Origin of the sequence: Streptomyces sp. NPDC007205 (genome assembly GCF_040634095.1) — a bacterium.
GTDB lineage: Bacteria > Actinomycetota > Actinomycetes > Streptomycetales > Streptomycetaceae > Streptomyces.
The window spans coordinates 708,918-726,554 of the sequence record NZ_JBEYEW010000001.1 but is presented as its reverse complement, the minus strand read 5'-3'; the positions used below and the strand labels follow the sequence as shown (position 1 = coordinate 726,554).

The following is a 17,637-nucleotide window of genomic DNA, read 5'->3' as shown; positions in this document are numbered from 1 at the left end:
TACTTCAGGTAGGACTTGCGCACTGGGTGCCACTATGTGATCAAATCTACCGATGCGTACCCCCCACATAAAGACGCATCATGCTGCTCAGTCGGACGGGCCTCCCACCGAAGGGGTTCCATCCCCCCGGAATCCGTACGACGAACTTGCCTCGCTGGCAGACCATCCGCTGGACGATTTCCTCACCGAGGACAGCACGCCGGCCCGGCAGGAGGACGACGCCGAGGAGCCCTGGACACCCCCCAACCACCGGCGTGGCAGCCGCCGTCGCAACCGCGCCACCGGTCTGCCCACCCTGGTCCGGGGCCTCGCCTGGGTGCTCACGCTCGCCTGCCTCGTCACCCTCGCCGACCGCTGGGCGTTGCTGTACGCCGAGCACAAGGCCTCGGAACAGCTGAAGGACAAACTGCATCTCGCAGCCGCCCCCGAAGTACAGATCGGCGGCTTTCCCTTCCTCACCCAACTGGCCGCCCAGCGCCTGGACTCGGTCAGGGTGACCGTCCCCGACATCCCGGCCCACCGGGTCACCCTCACCCAGGTCACCGCCACCGCTCACGACATACGCATCGACGGCGACGGACCCACCGCGGTGCGCGGCGCACTCGTCCGGCAGGTGCACGGTCAGGTCCTGCTGTCGTTCGCCGACATGAACCGCGAACTCGGCGCGTCCCAGGTGGCTTTCACGGCGCACGGACCGGGAGGCGTCCGGGCCCGCGGCTCCCTGCACATGGCGGGCCGTGACCTGAGCGTACGGGCCGACGCGCGCATCCGGCTCGACGGGGACCGCGGCATCGCCACCTCCGTGGACGGCATACGGCTCGACATCGACGACCTCGCGACCTACCGGCCCGGCACCAGGCCCACCGAGGGCCTCCACCTGACCCCCGCGTCGGCAAGACAACTCACCCGGGAGGCAGAGAAGATCAAGGCCTTCCTGGCACTCCCCGAGATCGTGCACCGCCTGGGCGTCCCCGACAGCGCGGTGCGCGCCGCGCTCCACGACGAGGACAAACTCCATCAACTCACCGGTGCCCCACGCTTTTTGCACCAGATGACCCGCATCAACCTCGTGGACGCCGCACTCGCCCACCCCGCACTCCTCAAGAGGCTGGGCCTGGACCCGTCCCTGCTCACCGCACTGACCAAGCTCACCCGCCCCCAGATCGCCGACCGCTTCTCCTTCGCCTTCCAGCTCCCGAAACCGCCCGGGGGCTCCCTGCGCCTGCAGAGCGTGACGGTGGGCAAGGACGGCATCCGCGTCGAGGTGTCGGGAGCAGGACTGCTCCTGGGTCACTGACCGCGCTCTGCGAGCGGTACCGGTAGGGGTATCCCGGTGGGCTGCCATGCCCCCGATCGAAACCGGCGCGGGCCCCCGGCGCGTGGCCGCTCCCTCCCGAACCCACCTGGCACCCGCGCCATGATCATCGACGTCGCCCGCAGGCCATCGGGCAGGCCTCGCGGTTGTACTTCGCGGCGGACGGGTCACGACGGCCGGGCAGGCGTTCGGGCTGCCGGCGCCGCGGCGTCGCTCTGCCTGCGCTCGCCCTGGTGTCCTGGCAACCCCGGTCCGGCCACCCGGGCGGGCCTGTCAGGCGACCCAGGCGGCAGTGAGGTCCTGGATCGCGGAGCCGTCGACGTCGGCCAGCTTGGTGCCGACGAAGGTACGGGCCCAGTCGGAGGTCTGGATCCGGAAGGCGGGCCGGTCGGCGTTGAGCGCCTCCATGACCGCTTCCGCCGCCGCGGCCGGGGTCTGTGCGCTGCCGTCCAGGAACTGCTCGGCGGTACGGTCGATGTAGCGGCGCAGGGCGTCCGAGTAGGGGCCGGCGTCGATGTCGGCCTCCAGGTCGAAAGCGATGTTGTTCACGAACTCGGTGGCGACGGCGCCCGGTTCCACCACGGACACGCTCACGCCCAGCGTCCGCGCGACCGGGGCCAGGCTCTCCATGTAGCCCTCGACCGCGAACTTGGCGGCGCAGTACGCCTCGTTGAACGGCTGGCCGATGACGCCGCCCACGCTGGTGACGGTGATCAGGCGCCCGCCCGTGGCGCGCAGGTGCGGCAGCGCGGCCTTGGAGACGTGCAGTACGCCGAAGAAGTTGACCTCCATCACCCTGCGAACGTCTGCGACGGAGTCGTTCTCCAGTGTGCCCAGGTGGCCGGCGCCCGCGTTGTTGATGACGGCGTCCAGGCGGCCGTAGTCGGCGATCACGCCGTCGACGGCGGCGGCGACGGACACCTCGTCGGTCACATCGAGCTGACGGATGTCGAGTGCGACACCCGCTTCGGCGGCGGCCTTGCGCAGCGCCTCGGCGCGGGTGGTGTCGCGGAGGGTGGCCACGGTACGCCAGCCGGCCCGGGCGGCGGCGATCGCGGCGGCGAGGCCGATACCCGAGGAGGTGCCGGTGATGAGGACGGTGCGGGAGGTGACGGACATGGAGCGGCCTTTCCCTTGCTTATGTGCGTGCACACACAACATAGCTTTATGTGTGTGCACACGCAACCCCCCTATACTAGGCCCATGCCGAAGAAGCTGCCCCAAGCCGAGATGCCCGCCGCCGACTACGCCTTCTACGGGCTGGTCTGGGCCGGGACCGTGCTGACGGAGCGCGTCGACCGGGCCCTCAGCAAGGCGCACGGCCTCCCCGTGTCCTGGTTCGAGGTCATGCTGTGGCTGGCGTCCAGCCCCGAGCCCGTACCCGCCTCCGTCCTCGGCAACAGCACCATGCTCAGCCGCAGCCAGGTCTCACGGGTCGTGGACGCCCTCCAGGCCCGAGGCCTGGTGGCACGGACCCCGTCCGCGCGCGACGCACGGTCGGTCGAGGTCTCCCTCACCGACGAGGGCCACCGCGTCTTCGCGGAAGCCGACGCCACCCGCCGCGAGGCTCTGGCTCCGGTCTTCACCGACCTCCTCGACGAGCACGACATCGACTCCCTCGGAGTCGTGTGGCGGAAACTCAAGGCGGAAAAGGAACGGCTGGCGCGGGAACCCACGACCACACCCCGTTCGGCCCCGCCCGAACGGTGACCCGGCCCGGTCGAGGCCGCACGATCATCTTTCCCGCCTTGTGCGACCCGTCGGCGTGGCGACGTCCTCCGTCAGGGCGGTCGGTTTACATGGGAGGGAGGGAGGAGATCCGCATGCCACCACAGGGACCCGCCGAGCAGCCCACGTCCGAGCTGGATGCCCGCTACAGTTCCGCGCTGCATGCCCGCCCTGGTGCCGCGGACGTCACCGCCACGGAATGGGCCGAGGCCGAGCGGCAGATGACGACCGCCGAGATCTTCTGGGTGTCCACGGTGCGCGCGGACGGCAGGCTGCACGTCACTCCCGTGATCGCCGCCTGGCACGACGGGGTGCTGTACTTCTCCACCGGCAAGGGGGAACAGAAGGCGAAGAACCTCGCTCATGACAGCCACTGCGCGCTGACCACCGGCGGGAACTCGCTCGGTGAAGGGCTCGACCTCGTGGTCGAGGGCAAGGCCGAGCCGGTTACCGATCCAGCCGTGCTGGACGAGGTCATCGCGGCATATGAGACGAAGTACGGGCCGCACATCACCTCGCCCGAGGGCACCTTCCACGGCATCGGGGACGCGTTCCGAAGGGGTGACGTGGTGGTGTTCGCGGTGGCCCCCGCGACGGCGTACGGCTTCGGCCGGCGCGAGGGGGTCTACACCCATACGCGCTGGACGTTCTGAGCGGCGGCCGGTCTTCGGCACGCTGTCCGGCGGTGTCGGCGGAGATCATGTACTACGGCGGTGACATCGCGAACTCCTCCTCGCGGCCGCCCTTGTCGCCATCTGGCGCCCGCGTCCTCCCGTCACGTGCCGATGACGTCTCCGGCGTCGGTGTACGGGGCGGTGCAGGACTGGCGAACCGCCTCGGGGGCCCTGCGAGGCGGGAAGGCGGGGTGGTCAGCGGACCGCCGGCCGGTCGCTGTGGGGGGTGATACGCGCATGCTGTCCGCGGGCGCAGTGGACCAGCCGCTCTCCCAGCCCGAGCCGGTCGACCGCGGTGCGGAAGTCTTCGAGCGGCGAGCGGAAGACGGGATAGTCGTCGTAGTGAACGGGCAGGACGCGCGGGTAGCCGAGCCGGCGGGCGAGCTCGGCGCCCTGCGCGCCGTCCATGGTGACGACGAAGCCGCCGGGCAACCGGGTACCGCCCAGGTGGAGCACGGCCAGGTCGGCGTCGGGGAAGCGGCGTGCGATCCGGTCGAGCCCGTCGTAGAGGAGGGTGTCGCCGGAGACGTACAGCCGCAGGGAGACCGGTCCGCCGGGGGAGCCGAACTCCAGCATGCTGCCCATCACAGGCGGCAGCAGCCGGCGCACCCCGGGCTGCAGGGAGTGCCGGCCCGGCAACGCCGTGATCCGGACCTGGGAACGGCCCTGTCGCAGGGTGCAGCTTTCCCAGGTGCGCAGGCCGCCGGCCCGGTGGAATCCCTGCCAGGTGCGCAGCTGGCGGGCGGCGTGCCGGGTGGTCACGATCGGCACCGAGTGATCCAGGTGCCGCCTGGCCTCGCGGTCCCAGTGGTCCCCGTGAAGGTGGGAGAGGACCACGGCGTCCAGCGGCGGCAGGTCGGTCACGTCCACGGCGGGCTCGGTCAGCCGCGGGCTCGTCAGCCCGTATCCGAGGTGGGCGCGTTCGCCTCGGTGCAGGAAGTTGGGATCGGTGAGCAGGACCAGCTCGCCGTACCGCACGAGGACGGTCGCGGTGCCGATGAAGTGCAGGTCCAGGGCGTCGTCCAAGGCGGCCATGGCGGGTCCTTGCCCGACGGGACGAGACCCGTCTGTCGACGGGAACGGACCCACCCGGAGTACCCGCGGTGGCTCCGCATACGCCTCCTGCGCAGGGCTGCCACGGGACGTCACCGTCCGGACACGGCTTGCCCGGGCGTGCCGGATCACTCCGGGTGGGCCACTGCGTCCCTCTGCAGCTGCACGGACGCCAGGAGGCTCAGCGCCGGCTCTGCCTGGCGCAGCGCCTTGACCGCCGCGACCGAGGCGATGTCCCCGGTGAAGCCGACGGCGGCCAGCCGGGAACGGACCCAGCGGGCGCGCAGCTGCGTTTCGGTGGCTGCGGCGGTGGACTCGACGAGTGCGGCGGCGCGTTCCAGGCCCGGGCGCTCTTCGGGGGACGCCTCGGCCAGCGCCTGGCGGAGGGCCGCCGAGACCAGGTCGGAGTCCCGGACGAGCAGTACGGCGTCGTGTTTCTTGGTCAGCCCCGTGAATGCTTTCATGTGGATCACTGTGCCTGTCACGTTCCCGGTCCGCCAAATCACTTGAGGAACCTCAGAGGCTTCCTCCACCGAGTGGGTGCCTTCCGGCCTGCCGGGCGGTGTCCTGCCGCCACCGGCCGCACCCTCCTTCTAGCCTCGGCGACATGCTGGGGCTTCCTGCTCACGTCCGTGCCTGCCTGTTCGACCTCGACGGGGTGCTCACCCAGACCGCGCACGTGCACGCGGCCGCCTGGAAGGAGATGTTCGACGGCTATCTCCGCGAACGCGCCGCCCGCGAGGGGACCGCGTTCGTGCCCTTCGACGCGGTCGACGACTACGACGAGTACGTGGACGGGCGCCCCCGTGAGGACGGGGTGCGCACGTTCCTCGCGGCACGCGGGGTACACCTGCCCGAAGGGTCGCCGGACGACCCTCCGGAGGCCGAGACCGTGAACGGACTGGGCAACCGGAAGAACAACCTGGTGCTGCGGCGGATCCGCGAGGACGGGGTGGAGCCCTATGAGGGCTCGGTCCGTTTCGTTCGCGCGGTGCGGGAAGCCGGCCTGCGCTGCGCGGTGGTGTCGTCCAGCGCGAACTGCCGGGACGTCCTGGTGGCAGCCGGGATCGAGGACCTGTTCGACGAGCGGATCGACGGAGTGGTGGCACACGAGCGTCGGCTGCGCGGCAAGCCCGCTCCGGACACCTATCTGGAGGCGGCGCGCGGGCTGGGCATGGACCCGGACGAGGCGGCCGTGTTCGAAGACGCCCTGGCCGGCGTCGAGGCGGGCCGGGCGGGACGATTCGGCGTGGTCGTGGGGGTCGACCGGGTGGGCCAGGCGGAGCAACTGCGGGCGCACGGGGCCGATGTGGTGGTCCGGGACCTGGCCGAGCTTCTGGAGTCACGGTGATCACTCATCCCAGTTACACGGTCGAGCCGTGGTGCCTGCGCGAGACCGAGCTGAACCTCGATGTGCTCGCCCAGAGTGAATCGGTGTTCGCGCTGTCCAACGGGCACGTCGGGTGGCGCGGGAACCTCGACGAGGGAGAGCCGCACGGACTGCCCGGCGCCTACCTCAACGGCGTCTACGAGCGGCACCCGCTGCCGTACGCGGAAGCGGGCTACGGGTATCCCGAGTCCGGCCAGACGATGATCAACGTCACCGACGGCAAGGTCATCCGGCTGCTCGTCGACGACCACCCGTGCGATCTGCGCTACGGCCGGCTGCTGGCGCACGAGCGGGTTCTGGACTTCCGCTCCGGTGTGCTCAGCCGGACCGCGCGATGGACCTCGCCCGGCGGCCGTACGGTCCGGATCACCTCACGGCGACTCGTGTCCTTCACCCAGCGCGCGGTGGCCGCGGTGGTGTACGAGGTGGAGCCGGTCGACGGGCCGACCGCGGTGGTCGTACAGTCCGAGCTCGTCGCCAACGAACAGCTGCCCCGCTTCGAGGGCGACCCCCGTGTCGCCGCGGTGACCGGGTCCCCGCTCGTGCCCGAGGAGCACTTCGCGCAGGAGACCCGGCTGCGGCTCGTCCACCGCACCGGCCGCAGCGCGCTGCGCGTGGGAACGGCGGCCGACCACCTCGTCGAGGGGCCCGAGAGCACGCAGTGGACGGTGCACAGCGAGCCCGACGTCAGCCGGCTGACGGTGACCGCGGACCTGGTGCCCGGACAGCCGCTGCGGCTGGTGAAGTTCGTGGCGTACGGCTGGTCCGGGGAGCGCTCGCTGCCGGCCGTGCACGATCAGGTGGACGGGGCGGTGGCGGCCGCGGTCAGCACCGGCTGGGACGGACTGGCCGCCGCGCAGCGGGCGTACCTGGACCGCTTCTGGGCCGGCGCGGACGTCGTGGTGGAGGGCGACGCGCAGATCCAGCAGGCGGTGCGGTTCGCCCTGTTCCATGTGCTCCAGGCGGCGGCGCGCGGCGAGAACCGGGCGATTCCCGCGAAGGGCCTGACCGGTACCGGGTACGACGGGCACTCCTTCTGGGACACCGAGTCCTATGTGCTGCCCGTCCTGACGTTCACCGCGCCGGAGGCCGTCGCGTCGGCGCTGCGCTGGCGGCACCGGACGCTGCCGGCGGCGCGGGAACGCGCGCGCCAACTCGGGCTGGCCGGCGCGACGTTCCCCTGGCGGACCATCGACGGCGCCGAGTGCTCCGCCTACTGGCCCGCCGGGACGGCCGCCTTCCACGTCAACGCCGACATCGCGATGGCCGTCGTCCGGTACGTCATGGTGACCGGGGACGAGGACTTCGAGCGTGCCGAGGGGCTCGACCTCCTCGTGGACACCGCGCGGCTGTGGCGCTCCCTCGGTCACCATGACGCGGAAGGCGTCTTCCACATCGACGGGGTCACCGGCCCCGACGAGTACAGCGCCTTCGCCCGGGACAACCTGTACACCAACCTGATGGCCCGGCAGAACCTGCTGGCCGCGGCGGACGTGGCGGCACGTCATCCGGACCGGGCCGGGGAACTCGGTGTCGACGACGAGGAGGCCGCGGTGTGGCGGGACGCGGCGGCCCGCATGGCGCTGCCGTACAACGCGTCTCTCGGCGTCCATGAACAGTCGGCCGGTTTCACCACCTTCCAGCGCTGGGACTTCGAGGCGACCCCACCCGAGCACTACCCGCTGCTGCTGCACTACCCCTACTTCGACCTGTACCGCAAGCAGGTGGTGAAGCAGGCCGACCTGGTGCTGGCGATGATGGAGTGCCCGCACCTCTTCACCGAAGAACAGAAGGCACGCAACTTCGCCTACTACGACGCCCTGACCGTGCGCGACTCCTCGCTCTCGGCGTGCTGCCAGGCGGTGCTCGCCGCCGAGACCGGACACCTGCGGCTGGCCTACGCCTACCTCGGCGAGGCCGCGCTGATGGACCTGGACGATCTCGAGCACAACACCCGTGACGGGCTGCACATCGCCTCCCTCGCCGGAACGTGGATCGCCCTGGTCGCGGGCTTCGGGGGGATGCGCCGATACATCGGCGAGGACGGGAAACCGGACCGGCTGGCCTTCACACCGCGCTTGCCGGAGGCGCTGGCCAGGGTGGCGTTCACCGTGCTGGTACGCGGACGCAGGCTGAAGGTGGACATCGGCCGGTCCCGTACGCGCTACCAGCTGGTGGAAGGCGAACCGCTGCTTCTGCTGCACCACGGAGAGCCGACGACGGTGACCACCGACGCGCCGGTCGACCGCCCGACGCCCCCCGCACCGGGCCGCCCCGAGCCACAACAGCCGCCGGGCCGCCGTCCGGTGGGCCTTTCCGCCGGGGACGAGCCGCGGGCCGAGACACCGGCGTAGCAGCGGGTGCGCACCTTCGGCGAGGCCGTCAGGGGTGCGCAAGCTGTGCCCAGTCCGCCGCTGGTACGGCCGTGGGCGGCGGCCAGCGCCGCCATCCACGGCTTGAGCTTCGGGTTCTGCTTGACCTGCCGGGTCTGGACGGCCGCCGTGGGGGCGCGCCGGGTGGGGTGAAATCGCGTTCTACGGCGTTGCGGCGGCAACGACCTGCCCGGGCCGGCACCTGGGCCGGCCACCGGTCCCTGCGCGTCACGGGCCAGACGGGGCTTCGTGGTCGGTCCGCCGCGGGGCCTCCTCGATGCGGCCGGTCACCACCAGGTTGCCGTCCGGGGTGCGCTGTGCAAGGTCGCCGGTGCGGAAGTAGCCGTCGGGGGTGAAGGCGCGAGCGTTGCGGTCGGGTGCCCGGTAGTAACCTCGCGGGGTGTACGGACCGCGGGCGAGGAGTTCGCCGGGCTCCCCCTCGGGCACGTCCTTGCCTTCGGCGTCGACGATCCGGATCTCGTCGTCGGGCGAGAGTGGTCGGCCCTGCGGGGTGAGCATGGTCTCGTCGGGATCGGCGGGCCGGGTGAGGGTGAGCGGCCCCTCAGCCGTGCCGAAGACCTGCTGCAGGCGACAGCCCCATGCGGGGCCTGTCCGTTCGGCGGTCGCCCGGTCCAGGGGTGCGCCGCCGATCTGCACGAGACGCAGACTGCTCACGTCGGCCCGGACCGTGGGAGGTACATCGAGCCAGAGCCGGGCGACGGCGGACACCACCGACGTGAGGGTGACCCGCTCCCGCTCGATGACCGGAAGGCATGCGGCGGGTTCCGGGTTCTCGGCCAGGACGACGGTGCCGCCGACGGAGAGGGTGCCGACGATGCCGGGGCAGCCGAAGGCGAGGTTGGACTCGGCGGGCAGCGCGGCGAGATACACGTCGTTCTCGGTGAGCGACACCAGTTCGGCGGCGGCCCGCGCCTGGTAGGCGTAGTCGTTGTGGGTGCGCGGGACGAGCTGGGGCGCCACGGCGGTATCGCCGGAGAGCAGGAAGAACGCCACCTGGTCGGCGCCCTGCGCGAGCGCCGGCCCGGGCGGGGCGTCGACGGAGCCCAGCGGGAAGTAGTGGCAGCCCGACGGGTCGGTCCTGAGGCCGCCGTACGGGGACGCGGCGCCCGGTGTCTCAAGGGTGAACACCCGCCTCAGGAAGGGCCCTCGGGCCGCGATGTCCGCGGCCATCGCCGTATGGTCGAAGCCCTGGTACGTCGAGGGGCCGACGTAGCCGGCGGCCTCGGTGACCCGCACGAGGTGGGACACCTCGGACGCGCGGTGTGTGACCGGGCAGAAGACGGGCACCGCGCCGGCACGCATCAGCGCGAACACGGTGACGACGAACTCGGGAACGTTCGGCAGCTGCACGACGACCCGTTGCCCGGCCCGCAGGCCGCGCAGCCGGAATCCGGCGGCCATGCGGTCCACGCGCCGGTTGAGGTTCGCGTACGTGATGCGGGTACCGCCGTGCACGAGTGCGGTCCGCGGTCCGTACTGCAGGGCCCAGTCGCGCAGCAGGTTGTCCAGCGTGTAGCCACGCCAGTGCCCGGCCGCCCAGTAACGGTCGACGAACTCCTCGGGCCAGGGCGTACAGCCGTCGAGCATGGATGTCATTCGCTTTCCTCTGCACCGCTGTCCTGACCTTGGCGATCCAATCTGTCAACGCCCCGGTACACCATGCGCTTTCTGCACCATGGACGCCGAACTCCCTCGGCAGAAAGTCCAACGAGCGCCACAGGCCAGGAGGCGTCGGTCTCGGACCGACGCCCGCGTTCAGTCGTCGAGGAGCCGCCATGCGGTGAGGGCGAGCGTGGCCGGTATCAGGCCGGCGGTGTCTCCTGCCGCACCCCGGTGGCCCTCAGGTGGCGTTCAAGCCACGCACTGGCGGCGGTCCGCCGAGGTGTGCGGAATCCCTCCGTCGGCAAGTCCGGCGTAAGTAGGGTGATGCGCATGAAGGCACTTTTGTTGTCTGGTGGCTCAGGTACCCGTTTGCGCCCCATAACGTATACATCGGCGAAACAACTTGTACCGGTCGCGAACAAACCGGTGCTGTTCTACGGCCTGGAGGCCATCGCCGAGGCCGGCATCACCCAGGTGGGGATCATCGTCGGGGACACCGCGGAGGAGATCCGCGAGGCGGTCGGCGACGGTTCCGCGTTCGGCGTCGACGTCACCTACATCCGGCAGGCGGCGCCGCTGGGGCTGGCCCACGCGGTGCTGGTCGCCCGTGAGTTCCTGGGCGAGGACGACTTCGTGATGTACCTCGGCGACAACTTCGTCGTCGGCGGCATCACGGAACTGGTGGACACCTTCCGCACCGAGCGGCCGGAGGCGCAGATCCTGCTGACGAAGGTGCCGGACCCGACCGCGTTCGGCGTGGCCGAGCTGGACACGGCGGGCCGGGTGATCGGCCTGGAGGAGAAGCCCAGGCATCCCAAGAGCGAACTGGCGCTGGTGGGCGTGTATCTGTTCTCCCCGGCGATCCATGAGGCCGTGCGCGCGATCCAGCCGTCCTGGCGCGGCGAGTTGGAGATCACGCACGCCATCCAGTGGCTGATCGACGCCGGGCGGGATGTGCGATCCACCACGATCTCCGGGTACTGGAAGGACACCGGGAACGTCACCGACATGCTCGAGGTCAACCGCTCGGTGCTGGAGACCCTGGAGCGCAGGATCGACGGCACGGTCGACGCCGCCAGCGAGATCATCGGGCGGGTGCGCGTCGAGCCCGGGGCCAAGGTGACCGGCAGCCGGATCGTGGGCCCGGCGGTCGTCGGCGCGAACACCGTGATCACCGACTCGTACATCGGCCCCTTCACCTCGATATCCGATGACTGCCGGATCGAGGACAGCGAGATCGAGTACTCGATCGTGCTGCGCGACTCCTCGCTGAGCGGCGTCCGGCGGGTGGAGGCCTCCCTCATCGGCCGCAATGTCGAGGTCACTCCCGCGACCCGCAAGCCTGCTGCTCACCGTCTCGTCCTCGGCGACCACAGCAAGGTGCAGATCTCGTCATGACGGCCTCTTCCTCCTCTCCCGCCCGCCCGGCCCGAAGTCCCGCCCGCCCGGCCCGAAGTCCCGCCCGCCCGGCCCGGATCCTGGTGACCGGCGGTGCCGGTTTCATCGGCTCGCACTACGTCCGTACGCTGCTCGGTCCGGCCGGCCCGGGTGATGTGGCGGTCACGGTGCTGGACAAGCTCACCTACGCGGGTAATCCGGCCAACCTCGACGAGGCGCGTGATCACCCGGGATTCTCCTTCGTCAGGGGCGACATCTGTGACACCGGACTGGTCGACGAGTTGCTCGCCGTACACGACCAGGTGGTCCACTTCGCCGCCGAGTCGCATGTGGACCGCTCGATCCTCGGCGCCGACGCGTTCGTCCGGACCAACGTCCTCGGCACCCAGACACTGCTGGACGCGGCGCTGCGCCACAGCGGAGACACGAGACACGGAAGACCGAGGACTTTCGTGCACATCTCGACCGACGAGGTGTACGGCTCCATCGACTCCGGCTCCTGGCCGGAGACGGACCCGCTGCGCCCCAACTCCCCGTACGCCGCCTCCAAGGCGTCCGCCGACCTGATCGCCCTGGCCTATCACCGTACCCACGGCCTCGACGTGCGGGTGACCCGCTGCTCCAACAACTACGGGCACCACCACTTCCCCGAGAAGGTCATCCCGCTGTTCGTCACGAACCTGCTGGACGGCGAGAAGGTCCCGCTGTACGGCGACGGCGGCAACGTCCGCGACTGGCTGCACATCGACGACCACGTCCAGGGCATCGAACTGGTGCGCACGAAGGGGCGCGCCGGTGAGGTCTACAACATCGGCGGCGGTACCGAGCTGTCCAACAAGGAGCTGACCGCTCTGCTGCTGGCGGCCTGCGGCGCGGACTGGGACACGAGTGTCGAGTACGTCCCCGACCGCAAGGGACACGACCGGCGCTACTCGGTGGACTGCGGCAAGGCACGTGCGGAGCTGGGCTACGAGCCCCGCAAGGACTTCGCCACCGGCCTTGCGGAGACGGTCACTTGGTACCGCGAGAACCGCGCCTGGTGGGAGCCGCTGAAGGAACGCGCGGCGCTCCGGTGAACCCTCCCCGGCCGCCTTCGGACGCCAAACGGACGACGAGCGGAGGGCAATGACCACCACTTGGCTGATCACCGGCGCCGCCGGAATGCTCGGGCGGGATCTTCTGACGCGGCTCCGCCGGGACGGCGAGGAAGCCGTCGGCCTCGCCCGTGGCAGTCTCGACATCACGGACGCCGATACGGTGCACGGCACCATCGACGCGCACCGGCCGCGGATCGTGGTCAACTGCGCCGCCTGGACGGCCGTCGACGACGCCGAGGCGCGCGAGGCGGACGCCCTGCGGATCAACGGCGACGGGCCCCGGCACCTCGCCGAGGCGTGCGCGAAGACGGGGGCCAGGCTGATCCAGGTCTCGACGGACTACGTGTTCGCGGGCGACGGCACCCGTCCGTACGCCGAGGACGCCCCGACGGCACCGCGCAGCGCGTACGGACGTACCAAGCTGGCGGGGGAACAGGCGGTGCTGGCGACACTCCCGGACACGGGGTACGCCGTGCGTACGGCCTGGCTGTACGGGGCGGAGGGCGGGAACTTCATCGACACGATGATCGGGCTCGAGTCGGTGAAGGAGACCGTCGATGTGGTCGACGACCAGCGCGGACAGCCCACCTGGACGGTGGACCTCGCGGACCGGCTGGTCCGGCTCGGGCAGGCCGCCCTCGCCGGTACCGCGCCCGCCGGGATCTACCACGGCACCAGCGGTGGGGAGACCACCTGGTACGGCCTGGCCCAGGAGATCTTCCGGCTGCTCGGCACGGACCCCGGACGCGTGCGGCCGACCACCAGCACCGCCTTCCCGCGGCCCGCTCCCCGGCCCGCGTACAGCGTCCTGGGACACGACCGCTGGCGCCGGGCCGGAATGGAACCGATCCGTCCCTGGCGGGAGGCGCTGCAGGCGGCGTTTCCTGCTCTGCTCGACGAGAAGAAAGGTTCAACCCGGTGAACTCCAGGATCCAGCCGACCGCGCAGGTCGACGAGACGGCCACGATCGGTGACGGGACGACGGTCTGGGATCTGGCCCAGATACGGGAGGACGCCCGGCTGGGCGGCGGGTGCATCGTGGGCCGGGGAGCGTATGTCGGTCCGGGCGTGCGGATCGGCGCCCATGTGAAGCTCCAGAACTACGCATTGGTCTACGAACCCGCGGTGCTCGGTGACGGGGTGTTCGTCGGCCCGGCGGCGGTGCTCACCAACGACCGCTCCCCCCGGTCGGTGGACCCGCGGGGCCGGCTGAAGCGCGGCGGTGACTGGGAGGCCGTGGCGGTGGTGGTGGGCGAGGGGGCGTCGCTGGGGGCGCGTTCGGTGTGTGTGGCGCCGGTACGGGTCGGTCGTTGGGCGCTGGTCGCGGCAGGTGCCGTGGTGACGCGGGACGTGCCGGACTTCGCGCTCGTGGCGGGCGTGCCGGCGCGCCGGATCGGCTGGGTCGGCCGGGCCGGCGTCCGGCTGGTCGGGCGGGAGGGCGAGCCGGGCGGATGGGAGTGCCCCGAGACGGGCGCGCTGTACGACGAGAAGGACGGCGGACTCGTCGAGCGTGCTTGACTCCTGATTCTGCCAAAACACCGACCCTCGAACACGTGCAGGCATAACGTGTGTGCGAACTGTGCAGACCGGGCACAGTGAGCACACAGACCAGTGCCCAGGGGGGTTACCGGGTGGGGACACCTGTGTCCGCAGCGAGGAGTGACGACCGCTCCGGCGCCTGACGTCCGACGTCCGACGCCTGTCTTCCGCCGTCTGGCCGTCCGTGCCGCGGCGCTCGCAAGTCTGTGCACAAGGGGACCCACAGGGGGGTTGGTGTGTCCGAACGATGACCATCACACGTCTGGCGGCGCTCGGTCGTGAGGAGCCGAAGCTGCTCGCCCTCGCCCAACGACTGCTCGCCGTCGCCGAGTCGGGGCTTCCGTCGATGCTGCTCCCCGGGGGCGAGGCCTTCGCCTTCACCCTGGCCGGGCGGAAGGCACCCGACGGATCCTGGGCCCTGGAGCGGCGCGGGACCAGCACCCGGTACGCGGCCATCACCGCTCTGGGCGTCCATTTCCTCCCCGAGGACCGCCAGCGCGCGGTGCTCGGCGGGCGTACCGCCCAGGAGTTCACCGGCCTGCTGGTGGAGTCGCTGCCCGCGGTGACCAACCTCGGCGACGCGGCGCTGATCGCCTGGGCCGCCGCCGAGACCGGGCACCCCAAACTGTCGGACGCCGTCGCGCGGGTCGAAGCCCTGGACGAGGACGGCCGGCCGCAGTACACCGTCGAGGCGGCGTGGGTGCTGTCCGCCCTCGCGGCGGCCCGCGGCTCGGTCGATGTGGAGAGACGTTTCACCACAGCTCGTGACCGTCTGCTGCGGGCCCGGATCGGGGACAGCCCGCTGTTCCCGCATGCCACCGGACCCGGTCTGCTGCCCTGGTACCGGGCACACGTGGGCTGCTTCGCCGACCAGACCTACCCGCTCCAGGCCCTGGCCCGCGCACACGCCAGCGGTGACGGAGACGACGATCCGGAGGCACTGGCCGCGGCGGAGGCCTGCGCGGCGCGCATCTGCGCCCTGCAGGGCGACGGCGGGCAGTGGTGGTGGCACTACGACGCCCGCACCGGTGGTGTCGTGGAGGGCTACCCGGTCTACAGCGTCCATCAGCACGCGATGGCGCCGACCGCCCTGTTCGATCTCGCCGACGCCGGCGGCACCGACTTCGGCGCGTCGCTCCGGAGGGGCCTGGGCTGGATGACGGACGTGCCCGAACTGGCCGAACGCCCGGACGGAAAGGAGCCGTTGATCCTCGACGGGCTCGGCGCCACGTGGCGCAAGGTCTACCGGGGCGATCCGAAGAAGGCCGTACGGGCCGTCCGAGGACTCGGCACCCGGATCGCTCCGAACCTCCGGCTGAAGCCCCTGGACCGGGTGTACCGCCCCGTGTCCGTGGACCGCGAATGCCGGCCGTACGAATTCGGCTGGATGCTCCACGCCTGGCAGGGAGGCCGGACATGAGCGCGCGTCAGTCCCTGTTCGGGGTCGAGCTGGACCCGCTGACCATGGACGAGACCGTACAGCGCTGCCTGGAGGCGGTGCGGGACGGCAGACAGCTGGAGATCGGCGTGGTCAACGCCGCGAAGCTGGTGACCATGCGACGCGACCAGCGGCTCGCCCAGGCCGTGGCCGGCTGCGATCTGGTCCTGGCCGACGGGCAGGCCGTGGTCTGGGCCGGCCGGTTACTGGGTGCGCCGTTACCGGAACGGGTGGCCGGTATCGACCTGTTCCTGCGGCTGCTGGCCGAGGCGGAGTCGGCGGGCGTGTCCGTGTACTTCCTGGGCGCCAGGCAGGAGGTGCTGGAGCGGATGCTGCGCCGGGTGGCCGACCGCTTCCCCCGGCTGAAGGTGGCCGGCAGCCGCAACGGCTACTTCGACGACTCCCAGCAGGAAGCCATAGCCGGCGCCGTCGCCCGCAGCGGCGCCCGGATGCTGTTCCTCGGCATGACCTCGCCGAAGAAGGAGATCTTCACCGCCGCCTACGGCGCACGCACCGGCGCCCGCGTCGTGCACGGAGTCGGCGGCTCCTTCGACATCCTGGCCGGTGTCACCAGACGGGCCCCCGCATCCTGGCAGCGGTGGGGACTCGAATGGCTCTACCGCGCGCTGCAGGAGCCACGCCGCCTGGGCCGGCGCTATCTCACCACCAATGCTGCCTTCGTCCTCATGACGGCGCGCGAGTTCATCCGGCTCACCCCGCCGCCCGCTTCCGCGAACAGGAGTCACTGATGCGCGTCGTCGTGGTCGGACAGGGATACGTCGGCCTGCCACTGGCCATCCGCGCCGCCGAGGTCGGACACGAGGTGGTCGGCTACGACGTCGACTCCCGGCGGATCAAGAGCCTTGCCGCCGGTGAGTCCTTCGTCGAGGACGTCTCCTCGGAGCGGATCCGCGCGGCACTGGACAACGGTGCCTACCGCCCGAGCGAGTCGGCCCGCGACTGCGGCGGTTTCGACGTCGCCGTCGTCACCGTCCCCACCCCGTTGCACGAGGGCACTCCCGACCTGCGGTACATCAAGGAGTCGGCGCTCACCCTCGCCCGCTACCTGCGCCCCGGGGCCACCGTCGTCCTGGAGTCGACGACTTATCCCGGCACCACCCAGGATCTGTTCGCCCCGGTCCTGGAGGAGGGCTCGGGCCTTACCGCCGGTGCCGACTTCCACCTCGGCTACAGCCCGGAGCGGATCGACCCCGGAAACGCCGTCTGGGGCTTCCAGCAGACCCCGAAAGTCGTGTCCGGGGTCAATGAACCGTCCCTCAAAGCCGTTCAGGACTTCTACGCCCAACTCGTCGACACCACCGTGCCGGTGAGCTCACCCAAGGAGGCCGAGCTCGCCAAGCTGCTGGAGAACACCTTCCGCCATGTGAACATCGCGCTGGTCAACGAGATCGCCATGTTCGCCCACCACCTGGACATCGACGTCTGGCAGGCCATCGACGCCGCCGCCACCAAGCCCTTCGGGTTCATGAAGTTCACCCCCGGACCGGGCGTCGGCGGTCACTGCCTGCCCATCGACCCCTCGTACCTGTCCTGGCGGGTGCAGCGCGAACTCGGCCAGAGCTTCCGCTTCGTGGAACTGGCCAACGACATCAACAACCACATGCCCGAGTATGTGGCGCGCCGCATCAGCGACCTGTTCAACGAAAGACGTCGTTCCGTGAACGGCTCGCGCATCCTGCTGCTCGGTCTGGCGTACAAGAAGAACACCGGCGACGCCCGTGAGTCGCCCGCCCTGCGCATCTCCCATCTGCTGCTCGACATGGGGGCCCAGGTCAGAGCGGCCGACCCGCACGTCGTCGAGAGCCTGCCGGTGGACACCCGGCTGGTGCGGGTCGAGCCGGTGCCCGAGGAGCTGGCGGCGGCCGATGTGGTGGTCCTGCTCACCGACCACGACAGCTTCGACTACGAACTCGTCGCGGAACACGCCCCCTTCGTCCTCGACTGCCGCCGACGGCTGCCCTCCGGACCCACCATCGAGGTGCTCTGAGC

At 70.9% G+C, this 17,637-nt stretch carries 16 protein-coding genes and 1 pseudogene; 12 read left to right on the top strand and 5 right to left on the bottom strand.

Going from position 1 to position 17,637, the window contains the following annotated elements; all coding sequences use genetic code 11:
• Window positions 1–52 precede the first annotated feature (52 nt).
• A complete protein-coding gene (locus ABZ624_RS03230; RefSeq protein ID WP_360081976.1) occupies window positions 53–1,297 on the top strand; it encodes a DUF2993 domain-containing protein in 1,245 nt (414 codons plus the stop codon).
• 291 nt (window positions 1,298–1,588) lie between these two features.
• Here ABZ624_RS03230 and ABZ624_RS03225 read toward each other — a convergent pair whose 3' ends face one another.
• Complete coding sequence (locus tag ABZ624_RS03225; RefSeq protein ID WP_360081974.1) at window positions 1,589–2,434, bottom strand: SDR family NAD(P)-dependent oxidoreductase; 846 nt, start codon at window positions 2,432–2,434, stop codon at window positions 1,589–1,591.
• Between the two features lie 84 nt (window positions 2,435–2,518).
• Between ABZ624_RS03225 and ABZ624_RS03220 the strand changes: the two genes are divergently transcribed.
• Window positions 2,519–3,025 carry a MarR family transcriptional regulator gene (locus ABZ624_RS03220; RefSeq protein ID WP_360081972.1) on the top strand — a complete coding sequence of 169 codons (507 nt, stop codon included), beginning with the start codon at window positions 2,519–2,521 and terminating at the stop codon, window positions 3,023–3,025.
• Window positions 3,026–3,138: 113 nt separating this feature from the next.
• The gene (locus ABZ624_RS03215) at window positions 3,139–3,696 is read left to right on the top strand and encodes a pyridoxamine 5'-phosphate oxidase family protein (RefSeq protein ID WP_360081970.1); all 558 of its coding nucleotides are present in this window, start codon (window positions 3,139–3,141) and stop codon (window positions 3,694–3,696) included.
• A 216-nt stretch (window positions 3,697–3,912) separates the two neighbouring features.
• Here ABZ624_RS03215 and ABZ624_RS03210 read toward each other — a convergent pair whose 3' ends face one another.
• The gene (locus tag ABZ624_RS03210) at window positions 3,913–4,752 is read right to left on the bottom strand and encodes an MBL fold metallo-hydrolase (RefSeq protein ID WP_360081968.1); all 840 of its coding nucleotides are present in this window, start codon (window positions 4,750–4,752) and stop codon (window positions 3,913–3,915) included.
• A gap of 146 nt (window positions 4,753–4,898) precedes the next feature.
• A complete protein-coding gene (locus ABZ624_RS03205; RefSeq protein ID WP_360081966.1) occupies window positions 4,899–5,234 on the bottom strand; it encodes a hypothetical protein in 336 nt (111 codons plus the stop codon).
• Between the two features lie 143 nt (window positions 5,235–5,377).
• Here ABZ624_RS03205 and ABZ624_RS03200 point away from each other — a divergent pair, with 143 nt between their 5' ends.
• Both ABZ624_RS03200 and ABZ624_RS03195 read left to right on the top strand, forming a co-directional pair.
• Window positions 5,378–6,121, top strand: a complete 744-nt coding sequence (locus ABZ624_RS03200) for a beta-phosphoglucomutase family hydrolase (RefSeq protein WP_360081964.1) — start codon at window positions 5,378–5,380, stop codon at window positions 6,119–6,121.
• Window positions 6,118–8,514, top strand: a complete 2,397-nt coding sequence (locus ABZ624_RS03195) for a glycosyl hydrolase family 65 protein (protein WP_360081962.1) — start codon at window positions 6,118–6,120, stop codon at window positions 8,512–8,514. Before ABZ624_RS03200 ends, ABZ624_RS03195 begins: the two co-directional genes overlap by 4 nt.
• A 44-nt stretch (window positions 8,515–8,558) precedes the next feature.
• Here the strand turns inward: ABZ624_RS03195 and ABZ624_RS03190 are convergent.
• A pseudogene (locus ABZ624_RS03190) lies at window positions 8,559–8,669 on the bottom strand (sugar ABC transporter substrate-binding protein); the annotation flags it as partial.
• Window positions 8,670–8,760: 91 nt separating this feature from the next.
• Window positions 8,761–10,149, bottom strand: coding sequence for an AMP-binding protein (locus tag ABZ624_RS03185; protein ID WP_360081960.1), 1,389 nt, complete (start codon window positions 10,147–10,149; stop codon window positions 8,761–8,763).
• Window positions 10,150–10,485: 336 nt separating this feature from the next.
• On the opposite strand from ABZ624_RS03185, the gene ABZ624_RS03180 reads away from it, so the two are divergent.
• The 7 genes from ABZ624_RS03180 to ABZ624_RS03150 all read left to right on the top strand — a co-directional run bounded on the left by ABZ624_RS03180 (window position 10,486) and on the right by ABZ624_RS03150 (window position 17,635).
• On the top strand, window positions 10,486–11,553 hold the full coding sequence (locus ABZ624_RS03180) for a glucose-1-phosphate thymidylyltransferase (protein WP_360081958.1): 1,068 nt from the start codon (window positions 10,486–10,488) through the stop codon (window positions 11,551–11,553).
• Window positions 11,550–12,629 (top strand): dTDP-glucose 4,6-dehydratase, encoded by a 1,080-nt coding sequence (gene rfbB / locus ABZ624_RS03175; protein WP_360081956.1) that lies wholly within the window; start codon window positions 11,550–11,552, stop codon window positions 12,627–12,629. The genes ABZ624_RS03180 and rfbB overlap by 4 nt, the downstream gene beginning before the upstream one ends.
• A gap of 49 nt (window positions 12,630–12,678) precedes the next feature.
• Window positions 12,679–13,572 (top strand): dTDP-4-dehydrorhamnose reductase, encoded by an 894-nt coding sequence (gene rfbD, locus ABZ624_RS03170; protein WP_360081954.1) that lies wholly within the window; start codon window positions 12,679–12,681, stop codon window positions 13,570–13,572.
• Window positions 13,569–14,168, top strand: coding sequence for an acyltransferase (locus tag ABZ624_RS03165; protein WP_360081952.1), 600 nt, complete (start codon window positions 13,569–13,571; stop codon window positions 14,166–14,168). Before rfbD ends, ABZ624_RS03165 begins: the two co-directional genes overlap by 4 nt.
• 268 nt (window positions 14,169–14,436) lie before the next feature.
• The gene (locus tag ABZ624_RS03160) at window positions 14,437–15,609 is read left to right on the top strand and encodes a hypothetical protein (RefSeq protein ID WP_360081950.1); all 1,173 of its coding nucleotides are present in this window, start codon (window positions 14,437–14,439) and stop codon (window positions 15,607–15,609) included.
• Window positions 15,606–16,376: a WecB/TagA/CpsF family glycosyltransferase gene (locus ABZ624_RS03155; protein ID WP_360081948.1), complete on the top strand. Its 771-nt coding sequence runs from the start codon at window positions 15,606–15,608 to the stop codon at window positions 16,374–16,376. Before ABZ624_RS03160 ends, ABZ624_RS03155 begins: the two co-directional genes overlap by 4 nt.
• Window positions 16,376–17,635, top strand: coding sequence for a nucleotide sugar dehydrogenase (locus tag ABZ624_RS03150; RefSeq protein ID WP_360081946.1), 1,260 nt, complete (start codon window positions 16,376–16,378; stop codon window positions 17,633–17,635). Before ABZ624_RS03155 ends, ABZ624_RS03150 begins: the two co-directional genes overlap by 1 nt.
• The last annotated feature ends 2 nt before the right edge of the window (window positions 17,636–17,637 follow it).